The sequence below is a fragment of the Halobacteriovorax sp. BALOs_7 genome (assembly GCF_003612895.1).
GTDB classification, from domain to species: domain Bacteria; phylum Bdellovibrionota; class Bacteriovoracia; order Bacteriovoracales; family Bacteriovoracaceae; genus Halobacteriovorax_A; species Halobacteriovorax_A vibrionivorans.
The window spans coordinates 3,094,412-3,106,855 of sequence record NZ_CP027772.1 but is presented as its reverse complement, the minus strand read 5'-3'; the positions used below and the strand labels follow the sequence as shown (position 1 = coordinate 3,106,855).

16 protein-coding genes are annotated in these 12,444 nt (G+C 34.8%); 8 read left to right on the top strand and 8 right to left on the bottom strand.

What is annotated here, in order from left to right; translation table 11 throughout:
* Window positions 1-149 precede the first annotated feature (149 nt).
* The 4 genes from BALOs_RS14870 (at window position 150) to BALOs_RS14855 (ending at window position 3,385) form a co-directional block, all read left to right on the top strand.
* Window positions 150-1,298 carry an Mrp/NBP35 family ATP-binding protein gene (locus tag BALOs_RS14870; protein ID WP_114705954.1) on the top strand — a complete coding sequence of 383 codons (1,149 nt, stop codon included), beginning with the start codon at window positions 150-152 and terminating at the stop codon, window positions 1,296-1,298.
* Window positions 1,299-1,301: 3 nt separating this feature from the next.
* A complete protein-coding gene (locus BALOs_RS14865; protein ID WP_114705953.1) occupies window positions 1,302-1,835 on the top strand; it encodes a hypothetical protein in 534 nt (177 codons plus the stop codon).
* 8 nt (window positions 1,836-1,843) lie between these two features.
* On the top strand, window positions 1,844-2,035 hold the full coding sequence (locus tag BALOs_RS14860; protein WP_114705952.1) for a hypothetical protein: 192 nt from the start codon (window positions 1,844-1,846) through the stop codon (window positions 2,033-2,035).
* Window positions 2,036-2,236: 201 nt separating this feature from the next.
* The gene (locus BALOs_RS14855; RefSeq protein ID WP_114705951.1) at window positions 2,237-3,385 is read left to right on the top strand and encodes a hypothetical protein; all 1,149 of its coding nucleotides are present in this window, start codon (window positions 2,237-2,239) and stop codon (window positions 3,383-3,385) included.
* 55 nt (window positions 3,386-3,440) lie between these two features.
* Here the strand turns inward: BALOs_RS14855 and BALOs_RS14850 are convergent, their stop codons facing one another.
* The 7 genes from BALOs_RS14850 to BALOs_RS14825 all read right to left on the bottom strand — a co-directional run bounded on the left by BALOs_RS14850 (window position 3,441) and on the right by BALOs_RS14825 (window position 8,840).
* On the bottom strand, window positions 3,441-4,037 hold the full coding sequence (locus BALOs_RS14850; protein ID WP_120405609.1) for a hypothetical protein: 597 nt from the start codon (window positions 4,035-4,037) through the stop codon (window positions 3,441-3,443).
* Window positions 4,038-4,254: 217 nt separating this feature from the next.
* Window positions 4,255-5,208, bottom strand: a complete 954-nt coding sequence (locus tag BALOs_RS14845; RefSeq protein WP_114705950.1) for an electron transfer flavoprotein subunit alpha/FixB family protein — start codon at window positions 5,206-5,208, stop codon at window positions 4,255-4,257.
* Window positions 5,209-5,221: 13 nt separating this feature from the next.
* Window positions 5,222-6,010 (bottom strand): electron transfer flavoprotein subunit beta/FixA family protein, encoded by a 789-nt coding sequence (locus BALOs_RS14840; RefSeq protein ID WP_114705949.1) that lies wholly within the window; start codon window positions 6,008-6,010, stop codon window positions 5,222-5,224.
* Between the two features lie 2 nt (window positions 6,011-6,012).
* Window positions 6,013-7,155, bottom strand: coding sequence for an acyl-CoA dehydrogenase family protein (locus BALOs_RS14835; protein ID WP_114706246.1), 1,143 nt, complete (start codon window positions 7,153-7,155; stop codon window positions 6,013-6,015).
* A gap of 110 nt (window positions 7,156-7,265) precedes the next feature.
* Entirely contained in the window at window positions 7,266-7,733 is a 468-nt protein-coding gene (folK, locus tag BALOs_RS14830) for a 2-amino-4-hydroxy-6-hydroxymethyldihydropteridine diphosphokinase (protein ID WP_114705948.1), read from the bottom strand.
* Window positions 7,733-7,903: a hypothetical protein gene (locus BALOs_RS15270; protein ID WP_158536782.1), complete on the bottom strand. Its 171-nt coding sequence runs from the start codon at window positions 7,901-7,903 to the stop codon at window positions 7,733-7,735. The genes folK and BALOs_RS15270 overlap by 1 nt, the downstream gene beginning before the upstream one ends.
* Complete coding sequence (locus BALOs_RS14825; RefSeq protein ID WP_120405608.1) at window positions 7,893-8,840, bottom strand: hypothetical protein; 948 nt, start codon at window positions 8,838-8,840, stop codon at window positions 7,893-7,895. The genes BALOs_RS15270 and BALOs_RS14825 overlap by 11 nt, the downstream gene beginning before the upstream one ends.
* A 117-nt stretch (window positions 8,841-8,957) precedes the next feature.
* Here BALOs_RS14825 and BALOs_RS14820 point away from each other — a divergent pair, with 117 nt between their 5' ends.
* The 4 genes from BALOs_RS14820 to BALOs_RS14805 all read left to right on the top strand — a co-directional run bounded on the left by BALOs_RS14820 (window position 8,958) and on the right by BALOs_RS14805 (window position 12,196).
* Complete coding sequence (locus tag BALOs_RS14820; RefSeq protein ID WP_114705946.1) at window positions 8,958-9,614, top strand: LysM peptidoglycan-binding domain-containing protein; 657 nt, start codon at window positions 8,958-8,960, stop codon at window positions 9,612-9,614.
* A 66-nt stretch (window positions 9,615-9,680) separates the two neighbouring features.
* The gene (locus BALOs_RS14815; protein WP_120405607.1) at window positions 9,681-10,433 is read left to right on the top strand and encodes a hypothetical protein; all 753 of its coding nucleotides are present in this window, start codon (window positions 9,681-9,683) and stop codon (window positions 10,431-10,433) included.
* Window position 10,434: 1 nt separating this feature from the next.
* Entirely contained in the window at window positions 10,435-11,376 is a 942-nt protein-coding gene (locus tag BALOs_RS14810) for a phosphotransferase (protein ID WP_162929723.1), read from the top strand.
* Window positions 11,369-12,196 carry a sugar phosphate nucleotidyltransferase gene (locus tag BALOs_RS14805; protein WP_162929722.1) on the top strand — a complete coding sequence of 276 codons (828 nt, stop codon included), beginning with the start codon at window positions 11,369-11,371 and terminating at the stop codon, window positions 12,194-12,196. Before BALOs_RS14810 ends, BALOs_RS14805 begins: the two co-directional genes overlap by 8 nt.
* Here BALOs_RS14805 and BALOs_RS15590 read toward each other — a convergent pair.
* Window positions 12,184-12,372 carry a 4Fe-4S dicluster-binding protein gene (locus BALOs_RS15590; RefSeq protein ID WP_114705942.1) on the bottom strand — a complete coding sequence of 63 codons (189 nt, stop codon included), beginning with the start codon at window positions 12,370-12,372 and terminating at the stop codon, window positions 12,184-12,186. The genes BALOs_RS14805 and BALOs_RS15590 overlap by 13 nt on opposite strands.
* Window positions 12,373-12,444: the final 72 nt, after the last annotated feature.

Here is a 12,444-nt window from a genome sequence, read left to right as displayed (position 1 = left end):
AAATTCTCCAAATCTAAAATTAGTTTCTATTGTAATTATAACATCTTATAGATTTTGTTGTAGGGCAAAAATTTGCTTTACTGATTGAATAAGTCCTCAATATTTAATAGAATCCACAATGAAAATAGAAAGAAACCGAGCGAGTTACTATGATAAATATTGAAGCAATTAAAACGAAATTAATTGAGGTTAAAAACCCTAATACACAGAAGTCTCTACTGGATGAAAATCGATTCAAAGATATTCATGTAGATGGAAATAAAGTGACTCTTGTCTATAATCGAGATGAGATTACTGCACCTCAAAAACGTGATATTGAAGATGCAATTGTTAATAGCCTTGCTGATCTAGTAAATGAAGATGACCTTTTCATTAAAACAGTATCAACTCAAGAAGCACCTAAATCACAGGCTGAGAAAAAACCACAGCAGCAAAACGCACAACTGCAAGTTGGTCACGGTAAAGCTGCTCCTCAAAAAAGAGATATTCCAGGTGTAAATAGAATAATCGCAGTATCATCTGGTAAGGGTGGTGTTGGAAAGTCTACAGTATCGGTGAACTTGGCCCTTGCTCTTAAGAATGCAGGAAAAAAAGTAGGCTTACTTGATGCTGATATCTATGGACCTTCTGTCCCAATGCTACTTGGTGAAAGAAATGCAAAACCATTAGCTACTGATGATAAGAAAATTGCCCCTATCGAGGCACACGGTTTAAAGTTTATTAGCTTTGGTTTATTTATTGAAGAAAAGGATGCTGTTATTTGGCGTGGTCCAATGCTAGGTGGAGTTCTAAATCAATTTCTTTTTGATGTTGATTGGGGCGAGCTAGATTATCTTGTTCTAGACTTACCTCCAGGAACTGGAGATGTTCAATTATCGATAGCTCAAACACTTAAGCTTGATGGAATCGTTGGTGTTTCAACACCTCAGGATGTCGCTCTTTTAGATTCTCGTAAAGGTTTTAACATGTTTGAACAAGTTAATGTTCCTGTTTTAGGGCTTGTTGAGAATATGAGTTACTTTGCTCCTGATGATATGCCAGAGAAAAAGTATTATATTTTTGGTGAAAAAGGTGGAGAAGCTATCGCAAAAGAGCTTGGTTATCCATTCTTAGGTGAGGTTCCAATAGAGATCGCTCTTAGGGAATCATGTGATAGTGGAAATCCTTATATGGCCAATAATTCATACGAAAATAGGCCGGTATGGAATGCTTATTCCGGTATTGCAAAAAAGATCATTGAGTTAGAAAATGGTGGTGACGAGGAAAAAGGTTTTTTCTCTAAAATTTTCAAAAGGTAATGAATGTCCATCATACAGAAAATAGAAGAGCAGTGCTCTTTTAATTTTACTGGTCGAATCAATATTTTAAAACAAGCTGATCGCCAGTTTCTCGGTGTTGTATATATCAATGAAGGTGAAATTGTCGCAGCTCAGTTTTCTCAGAAAACAGGAATAAAAGCTCTATATTCTCTTGTTATCTTCGATATGGATGGAATTGAAAATTTCACCTTAGTCGCTGAACCAGAAGTGGTCTCTGATAGTGACTTTGAATTCAAATTAAAATTTAGTGAGTTTAAAAAAAATGCTGAAAAAGCATATCAAGAACATCGTCAGTCCTTATCTTTAAGGCCACCAGCAGATATTCACATTTTAATCAATCCTGCGTTCATAAAAGTTGGAAAAAAGACTGGTGCAAACGAATTTTTACTATTAAAAACTATAGCTGAATACAGCAAAGTTAACGATATTTATACAAATTGCGAATTATTTGACTTTGAAGTAACTCAGGCCCTGGTAAGTTTAAGAAGACTAGGTGCGCTCAAAGTCGTTAAATAGGAGTATTTATGAAGGATCAAGTTCATAATCAAGGTGAGTTAAAAGAATTAAAAGTTAATATCGAGGCCGATGTTGTGGAGTCTTTCCAGCATATGGCCGAAAACACAGGAATTGCTCTTGATGAGTTGATTGTTGTTGCACTTAAGAGGTTTAGAGCCTCTCATAGTGACTATGAAAAGAAAGTTTTTCAAGTCGACTAAATAATTTTCATATATAGAGTAAACACACGAACGTGTGTTTACTTTTTCTACAGTGTTAAAAATTTAACAGTCTAATCTTTAATCAGACCCCCATTCTTAGTATACGGCGCAAGTGATTACAGTTACTTACGGTCTTGGTGTATTTGTTCACTTTGGCACGTTAGTTGCTTCTATATACACATAAGGTATTAGGAGCATTGTATGAAAGCATCAGCTATTTACAAAAAATTTATCATCACATCAGTACTATCAGGATCATTTCTTGTGTTTGGTGGAATCTACCAAGGAATGTCAGTGACTAGTAACTCTTTTATGGAAAAGAAGGAAATTTCTTTTGAAAAGAGAGTTGATGAAAATTCTGATCGTATCGTTGCTTCTTCTGATCGTGATTCTGTAGCTGTTCAATACCTTCCAGTTGCTGAGTACTCACAAGTTATCAATGGAAAGTGGGAAGTCGTTAGAATAGAAGATCACGAAGGATTAGAAATTTATAATGAAGTTAAAAGCAATAACAAAAGAATTGTTGATATGGAGTTAATCGGAACAGGTCTTGTAAGATTAAATGAAAACGATGACTACACTTTTGACGTTTCTTTTCTTCATGAAAATAAAAAGAATATCTCTATCTTTAGAGCATTTGAAGATGGATTTGAATTAATTGAAGCAAGAAAGATTGTAGAAAAAGTTGTTGTTGAGCAAACATCACAAGAAATTGTTGATGAAGCTCTTGTTGAAGAAGAAGTAGTTGCAACAACACAAGATAGAAGAGAATTCGTTATTGAAAGAGCGATCTTACCAAGTATGAATAATAAAATGTTCCGTGGACATGATATTGATGGAAGCGTAACAGTTGGACCAAATGGAGTAGAGGGACTTTTCTTTACGGTATATGCGAACGGACAAGAGATTAATGAAGTTGTAGGTGACTTAAAACTAAAGGATGGAAACTCTTTTGAAGTTGAACTACAAGGTCAAAAATCAAGTGGTATCTTTTCTAAAAATGGTGAAAATGGTTACCGTTTAAGATTTGCAACAGGTCCATATCAAGGAGCACTTATTAATTATGTAACTTATGATGAGTTAGAAAAAATTAATATTGAGTTCGAAAAAATGGAAAGAGCTAAAGAAGAGTCTAGATTTCAAAAGGAACTAACTCAAGAAGGTAATGTTGAACAAGACATTAATATTATTCAACAAAACGTTGTATCAGCTGCCTATCAAGCACCAAAAGCTGAAGAAATCGAAGAAGAAAGATACGAAGAAGAGTATCAAGATGAAAGATATGACGAAGAAGAATACTATGAAGGTGAAGATAACCAAGAATTTGAAAGACAAGGATACGGATTTTAATCCAAGATAACTAGAGAGAAGAAAAACAAAGGCCCTCAAAATTGAGGGCCTTTTTTTATATTAAGCTATTTTCATATTTATATATTAAATCCTCAATATAGTTCTGTAATAGTCTAATTTTCTCAACATCCTTTTCATGAGTTTCATGCGAGCAATGTTTTTTTGAAAGGTTCAAGGCTTCATTATATAATGGTTTAAAACTTCTATGTTCTTCAAGTCCCATTTCTTTTACATCAATTGCTAATGATAAGAATAGAGACCTTTTTCTTAATACATCATATTTGTTTTTACATTCAAATTTAGATAAATCATTAAAGATGTTAGCAGCATATTTCCATTTATCTTCAAATGTGGATCGAAATATTCTGTAAATTATGAGTAGTGTAGCAATATAAGTAGCAGACGCTTTTGTTATGTCTCTAGAATTTAGCTTGCCGATAAAAGTCATACAATAATCTAAATAAGATACTAAATTAGTTATAATGTCCAAGTTCGTTTGCTTATGAACAATATAATATAATTGCGAAGTAATTAATAATATATAAAGAAGTGGAATTGTAGAGACAATCATTGATTTGTAGACAAGCTTCATCTTCTTATCAACTTTAATAATTTTACCAGTCACAATAGATATAAATTCTTTTCTAAACATCACTGGAAATATTATTGATAGTATAAATATGCAGTTCATACTTATATATCGGTTTTTAATTTTTAAACTTAATATGTTGAAGAGGACTTTCCCATTGGCCTTGAGACAACAAAGCCGGGCTTGAACCCGGCTTGTTGAATATGTAATTCATTTCATTACGCTTTAGCCTAGCACCGCGAACAATAGACTGGCCTTAGCCAGTCAATTTCGCGGTTGCTTACAATACTTTTTTAAGTTCTTCTTTTAGAAGAGGAACGATGTCGAATAGATCTCCAACAATACCGTAGTCAGCTTTAGTAAAGATTGGTGCATCTGGATCAGTGTTGATAGCAACAATAACCTTAGATGTTCTCATCCCTGCTAAGTGCTGAATAGCTCCTGAGATACCACAAGCAATATATAGTGATGGAGCAACAGTCTTACCTGTTTGTCCAACCTGCATTGCGTGAGGTGCGTATCCTGAGTCAACAGCAGCACGTGAAGCACCAACAGTTGCACCAAGAACTTCAGCAAGCTCTTCTAGTATTTTAAAGTTTTCAGCAGACTTCATTGCACGTCCACCAGAAACGATAATATTTGCTTCTGTAAGGTCAAGCTTCTCTGAAGCTCCTTTAACGATCTCTTTAATAACAGCTTTGATGTCACCAGCGTTTGCTGCAACTTCATTTGCTGTACCTGCACCAGCAGTTGGTGCATCTGGCATACCAAGTGCGTTAGGTCTTACTGTTACGAAGCCTGGCTTTGGTCCATCAAGTTCAACTTTAGCTAGAACCTTACCTGCAAATAGTGGTCTTGTTCCTGCGAAGTTATCACCTTCCATTACAAAGTTTGTAACTTCAGATGCCATACCTGCATCAAACATTCCCGCTAGTCTTGGCATAAGGTCTTTTGCAAGTGAAGTTGCACCTGCAAATACGTAGTCGTAATTTGAACCAATAAATTCTTTAAGTGCGTTTGCATAACCTTCAGGAGAATACTTATCTAAGTTGTCACCTTTTAGGTTATGTACATTAGCAGCACCATACTTTGCTAGGTCAGCTGTAGCGTTTGGACCCATTTCGCCAACGATTGCTACGTCAACTTCGTGTCCTGTAAGTTTACCTAGAATTTCAAATGTAACAGATTTAACTGATTCACCACTTGTTTCAGAAAATACTAATATCTTTGCCATTTCAATAATCTCCTTAGATAACTTTCGCTTCTTCTCTTAAAAGCTTAACAACTTCAGCAACAACAGATGCTTGTTGACCTTCGTCCATCGCATCAAATTTCTTACCAGCTGGCTTCTCTGGTGGAAGTTGGAATCCTGAGTACTTAACACGACGATCATCAGCAGATACACCTACATCTGATAGTGAGTGTTGAGCAAGAGGCTTTCTCTTTGCTTTCATAATACCTGGAAGAGATGCGTAACGAGGACTGTTTAGACCTTTGTTAGCAGCGATAACAGCAGGTGAGTTTACTTCGTAAACTTCAAGTGCTCCACCTTCTACTTCTCTTTTAAGAGTGAATTTACCACCTTCTTCTTCGCAACCATCAACAACAGTTACTGAAGGTAGGCCTAGCATTTGCGCTAGTAGTTGAGGAACTTGTAGACAGTCATCATCAATAGCTTGTTTTCCTGTGAAGATTACATCTGGAGTCTTACCTGACTTCTCAATAGCACCCTTAAGTGCTTTTGCAGTCATATAAGAATCTAGATTGTCATCGGCCTCAACAAGAATTGCATCATCTGCACCCATTGCTAGGGCAGTTCTTAATGCTTCTGTATCTTTAACACCACCAACTCTTACAACAGTTACAGTCGAGCCACTGTTTGCTGCTTTTGTTAGAAGTGCTTGCTCAACAGCAAACTCATCGTATGGGTTCATGATCCACTTAATCGAATTAGTTTCGATATAAGATCCGTCTCCGTTTGGAGTAACTTTAGTTTCCGTGTCTGGAACTTGTTTAATACATACAAAAATGTTCAATTTTAGCTCCTTGTAAAAATTTCCTTAGCAATTACTAATCTTTGTATTTGTGAAGTGCCTTCATATATTTGAATGAGCTTGGCATCTCTCATCAACTTTTCTACTGGGTATTCTTTACTGTAACCATATCCACCATATACTTGGACAGCGTCAGTTGCAACTTTCATGAACATATCAGCTGCTTTGGCTTTTGAATATGATGAAAGTTCTGGATTAGGTGTTCCGTTATCAATATGCCACGCGGCTTTCTGAACGAGTAGTCGCGCTGCTTCGATTTCGATTCCCATATCGGCAATTATCATCTGTATAGCTTGGTGCCTCGATAGGGGCACTCCAAATTGATTTCTTTCACTTGAATATTTTACTGCATGATCCATTGCGCACTGTGCACCACCTACTGCAGAGCTTGCTACCATTGGACGTGAATGATTTAGTGTGGCCATGGCAATTTTCCAACCTTCACCAACACCACCTAAAATATTTTCTTTTGGAACTTTCACATTTGAAAATGTAACGGCTCTAGTGTCTGAGCAACGATGGCCCATTTTATTTTCTTTTTCACCAAGCTCGATTCCTTCTGCTTTGGCATCGATAACAAGGGCCGTAATTCCCTTGTGTTTTTTTGCAGGATCAATCGTGGCATAAACAACGAAGAGGTCTGCATAACCTGCGTTTGTTATCCACATCTTGTTACCGTTTAATAGGTAGTGATCACCATCTTCTTTTATTGTTGTCTTTATACCAGCCGCATCAGAACCATAACCAGGTTCAGTTAAGCAAAAAGCTGCAATCTTATAATCTTCTGTAAACGGAGTTAAAAACTTTTTCTTTTGCTCATCACTTCCACCAATAACAATAGGAAGAAGTGCTAAGTCATTGGCCATAATCGAAGTATTCATTCCGAGACAACCGTAAGCTAGGGCCTCTGTGATAATCATTGAATCAATTGTCGTAAATCCGGCACCACCATATTCTGCAGGTATGCAAGTATTAACGAGACCAAGCTCCCATGCCTGTTTTAAGATATCCATTGGCATTTGGGCCTTCTCATCAAATTCGCCAGCTTTTGGCATCATCTCATTCCTTGCAAATTTCATTGCAAGTTCACGAATTTCTTTCTGCTCGGAAGTTAATTCAAAGTTGATCATATTGGAACCAATTGTTCAAAGTTTTAAGTACCTTATTATAGATACCTTTTCAGTATTTAGTAAATAGGTAATAAGGACTTGGCACCAGGTGTCGCAACGAGAAAAGTTTATAGGATCAATTTTGTATTCTTGTTCTTCAATGTTTTAATTTTGTAATGCTCTTTATACTCAGAAAATGAAGGTAAGTCTTTTAATGGTTCTAAAACAAAGCTTCGGTTTCGAAAGTCTTTGTGCGGTATGGTGAGCTTTTCTTCTTTTACTTCTAAGAAGTCGATAAAAATTATGTCAATATCAATTTCACGAGGACCCCAGTGATAGCGGTGTTTTCGACCTAACCTCTCTTCGATCTCCTTACATATTTTCAAGATTGAAGTTGGGGAAAGATTTAAACAAGTGTTTATTTCTAGGGCAATATTAAGAAAGGAAGGTTGATCCTGCGGTCCATAGGGAGGTGACTCATAAAAGTGACTCATTTTGGCTTCACAGTTAAATGCGTCTTCTAATAACTTAGATGCGCTTTTGATTGATTCGATTCGGTCACCAAGATTAGTCCCAAGGCTAAGAATGATTCTCATTAATTACTATCTTCTTTCTTTTTAGTTTCTTGTTTTGTGGTTTTTGATGGCCTAAGAACTTTTTTATTCTCTTCAATAAATGAAGGGAAGTTTTGGTTCTTTGGTTTAGGTGGAGCTTTTACTCCACATGAACTAAGTAAAATTAATATTAAAAAAAGTTTAGAATTCAAGAGCAAGACTGACTCCCATGAGATCGGTACCAATATCAGCTCTAAAGAACCAACCAGGGACTAATCTTTTTAATGCCGTAATTCCAAAAACTGGCTCACTTTTCTCAACACTTGCAACAAGATCTTTTTCTCGTGCGGCTGCATCAGCTCCAACCGCCGATACATCACCTGCACCAGGACTATCTGCAGTTGCAAACTTATATCCTGCATATGGCATAAATACTGTATAAAGTGGTCCTTCAAATGAATATTTTGCACGGAATATATATTGGTTTACAGCAGTGTCGATCTCTTCATTTGGAAAACCTCTGATTAAGTGACGCCCAACACTTCCTTCTAGCCAGATATTCTTATCTAATTGAAACGCCCAAGATGCATTATACTGAGTATTTGTATCTTCTTTACCAGCGGTATTAAATCCATCTACTAGCCCAATACCAACAGAGACAAGATTATCATTTTTAATTATTCCGCCTTCTTGTGCTTCTTCACTATAAATGTCCTCATCTAATAAAGTCGTATCGTCATATAGTGATTCGCTATCAGTAATTCTAAATTCACTTTCTTCTGCTGTATCTGCTTTACCATATGCAGAATCATCACCTCGAAGTACTTCAACATCTTGGTTCACGAAAATATTTGAATAAATCTCTTCATTATAAATCTTAGTGATTTTAATTGCTGCTACATTATTCTTTTGCTTTGGAACAATACCTCGTACTACAGGTTCTTTGTTGACTAAAATAGTAATGTAATCACCTTTGGCAAAACTATCTTGACCATTACTAATGAGAAGAATTCGTTTTGTTCCAGATACACTTATAATCTTTTCTTTGGCCAAATCGTAATTGGAACTATTTGAGAAATCACTGATAGGTGATTGCGCAAATGAAAAGATTGAGAAGAATACTATAGTAAATAGTTTAAAAACATTCATACGGAAAAATTGTACATTGCATGAAGAAATTAGTCTAGGCGGTTAATATTTAATTATAATTAAAAAGGAACCGATGGGTAACTATATAGATTGTTACTAAAAAAGGGGTTTTAGACCATGAAAAAAATATTTTTACTATTCCTAGTTTCAACATTAACTTTCACATCTTGTTCTAACAACGAGAAGAAAGGTGAAGAAGTAGCAGAAACTCAAGCTGCTGAAGAAATTTCAATTGATGATTCAGACTTTGTCGTTGATGCAAATGAAGAATTTGCTGATCTAGAAGAAGTCGCTGATCCAACAGCAGAGCCTACAATGGAAGCAGTTGCAACAAATGAAGAACCAGTTGATGAAGTATTGCTTCAGGAAAACGTTCAACTCGAAAAAGAAGTTGTTGTTTCTAAAACTGATACATATGAAGTACAAAAAGGTGAAACACTTATGTGGATTGCTTTTAAATTATATGGAGACTATAGCAAGTGGCGTGATGTTCAAGCAATGAATCAAGAAGCACTTGCTGATGGACTTCAACCAGGTGACATCATTAAGTATGAAAGTGGTCAATTCAACTGGAATCCAGTGGGTCTTCCTCACCTTATTCGTAAGGGTGAGACTCTAGGTGTAATTTCAAAAGACAAGTACGGTACACCAGCAAAGTGGAGATCAATTTGGGATAACAACAGAGAAATGATTAAAGATCCAAACTTAATTTTTGCTGGATTTACTTTATATTACATCCCTGAAGAAAGAGATGTTGCTTCCAGCCCAATGTAAATCGTGTATAATAAATCAAATGATATAAGAGCTCTCACAATGAGAGCTCTTTTTATTTGAGAACAAATGAAACTTTATATTTTTATATCAATATTATTTTTAACTTCTTGTACCTACTTATATAAGGACGATAAGGGATATCCATATAATTACGAAGTTGATTTTACTTCTAAGGATTACCTTGTTCATCTCGAAGGTGTAGCTGAATTGTTTATCAAAAACAATAAAGTTAAGAGGCCCTCAAGAAGATCAAATAGATACCTACAAAAGATAGCTCGTGAGCTATATTTAAATAACCAAAGTCTCTTTGTGAAAGATGATTTTGGAATTAATTTTTATATTGTTGAAGATAATAGAAATTTTTACTTCTCACTTCCTAGAAATAACGTCTTTATGTCTCGCGGAGTTCTGCGTCGATTTATGAATTCCGAAAGTATTTTTGTTTCAGTATTAATCGGTGAATTATTAAGAAGTAAAATTGGTATATATGAAAAGAATAAAATCATACCGCTTAATTCATATACGGTAAAAGATATGATTAGACTTAATCGTCTAGACTTAAATGCAAAACGAGACTTAAATAATCTTGTTTATGATGTTCTAAAAAAATCTGGTTATGACCCAGAAGCAAGATTGTTATGGCTACAAACACTGAATAGGCAATCGCTTAGTTTCTCAACTCAAGAGGTTTATTCTCGAGACTTATCAAAAGAAGAATTCCTGCTTAAAAACTATATGGTTCAAAGCACAAAAGATGAGAATCTTATTTTTGAAAAGAATTCATCAAAACAATTTTATAAGTTCAAAGAAAGTATATGATATGGAAATAAATGAAGTTAAATCTATTTTAGACCAGCAGGGATATTCTCAAGAGAGTTGGAACCTTATAAAACTTTCTGGCGATGCTTCAAGTAGAGAGTATTATCGATTAAAAAACGAGAGCGAAAGTTTAATTGTCTGTACAGAAGAGCCAAATGGACAGCAGAGTCGTGATTTTAATTTGATCACGACTCTCATTGAAAAAGATATTAACACTCCAAAAATCTATCTTTATTTACCAGAGATCTCTCTTCTTATTCTTGAGGATGTTGGTGATATTTCTTTGAAAGATTATTATCTTAAAAATGGACTTACGAAACATATACAAGCAGTAAATGATATCAAATCTTACCAAAGACTCCCTTTAGAAACTTGTCAAAGTCGATATTTCGATAGAGAGAAAATTGGGTTTGAATTCGATTTGGCCCTTCAATTCTTTTTAGAAAAACATTTGAAACTAAACCTAAATGAAGACGAAAAAATTGTCGTTGCAAGTGTTAGAGAGTTATTGATTAATTACTATGAAGAAAATAAAAAAGTAGTATGTCATCGTGATTATCATTCTAACAATCTATATGTGAAAACTGATGAACTCTATCATATCGATTATCAGGATATGCGAGTGGGGCCAGTTATGTATGATTTAGTATCTCTGGTAGATGACTGCTATATACAATTTTCAAACGAAGAAAGGTCAATTTTATTAAATTCTTTTGATAGTGAATTTAATTCAAAATATTTAAAAGATTATCAGGTAGTTCAAATACAGCGAACTTTTAAAGCACTGGGTAGCTTTGCTTATCTTAGTATTGATAAGAATAAAAATGGATATCTTCCATTTATTAAACCTAATCTAAAGAAGTTAATCGATGTTTTAAAGTTAAGAGATGAAGACTCTTTCGTGCGTTTTGGAAAGATTCTTGAAAGAGGTAGTGATGATTAAGACATGCTTTATCGCAAGTGCAGGTTTTGGTACGCGAATGGGGGAGCTTGGAAAGGTTATTCCAAAACCCTTGTGGCCATTTCTAAATTTAAAGATGCTTGATTTACAAGTTGCTTATGCTAGAAATTTAGGTTGCGAGAATATTTATATAAATTCTCATCATTGCCATGAAGAAATGCTTGATTGGGCAAAGGACAAAAATGTAACTCTGTTGTATGAGCCTGAAATTCTAGGTAGTGGTGGGTGTATACATAATTTGAAAAAAGTTGTTGATAACGAAATTATATTAATTATTAACTCTGATCAGTTTTACTTCTTTGATTTTGAAAACATAAAATCGGATTATTATAATTTAGAACGTTGTGATGCTGTTGCACATTTGTATGCCATAAATGTCGATGGTAATTCTAGCTATAATGAAACTGTTTTAAAAGATGGGCACTTAATTGATATTATTCCACATGAGGGAAGTGGGGATTATTTCACTTATTCTGGTGTCGGACTAATCAATCTTGGAAAGGTTAATTATACACCTGGGTCTTCTGGATTTTTTAAAACAGTTTGTGATTATAAGTCGTCAAATGTATTGATGAGCTTACCAGATAATCCTGTCTTTTTAGATCTTGGAACTTTAGATAAATACTTAAGCGTCATTAGTAAGCTTGATGAAATACCTGATGTGATAGTTAATTTTTTAAAAGGTATTCCTGAGTTAGATACTTCAGATTTTAAATCACAAAAAAAGATGACTTGGTGTGGGGTTACTTTTGATTTCGAGAATAAGTTAATTAAATATAATGGAGCTTCTTACTCCTTTTGAGACACTTCTTTAATACAATCGACAGGGCAAACAAGCGTGCATGCATTACATAAAGTGCATGCCCATGGTTCTATCGTATATTTTCCTTTGTCCATAAAAATAGCCTTTTCTGGACAAATCAGCCTGCAGTTATCACACTCTATACAACGTGAAGAAATTTCGAGATAATAATCCATATATTGATTATATCAAAAAATTAAAATTGAAGGGAAAAAGTGCACAATACTGACACATTAATATTTAAATTG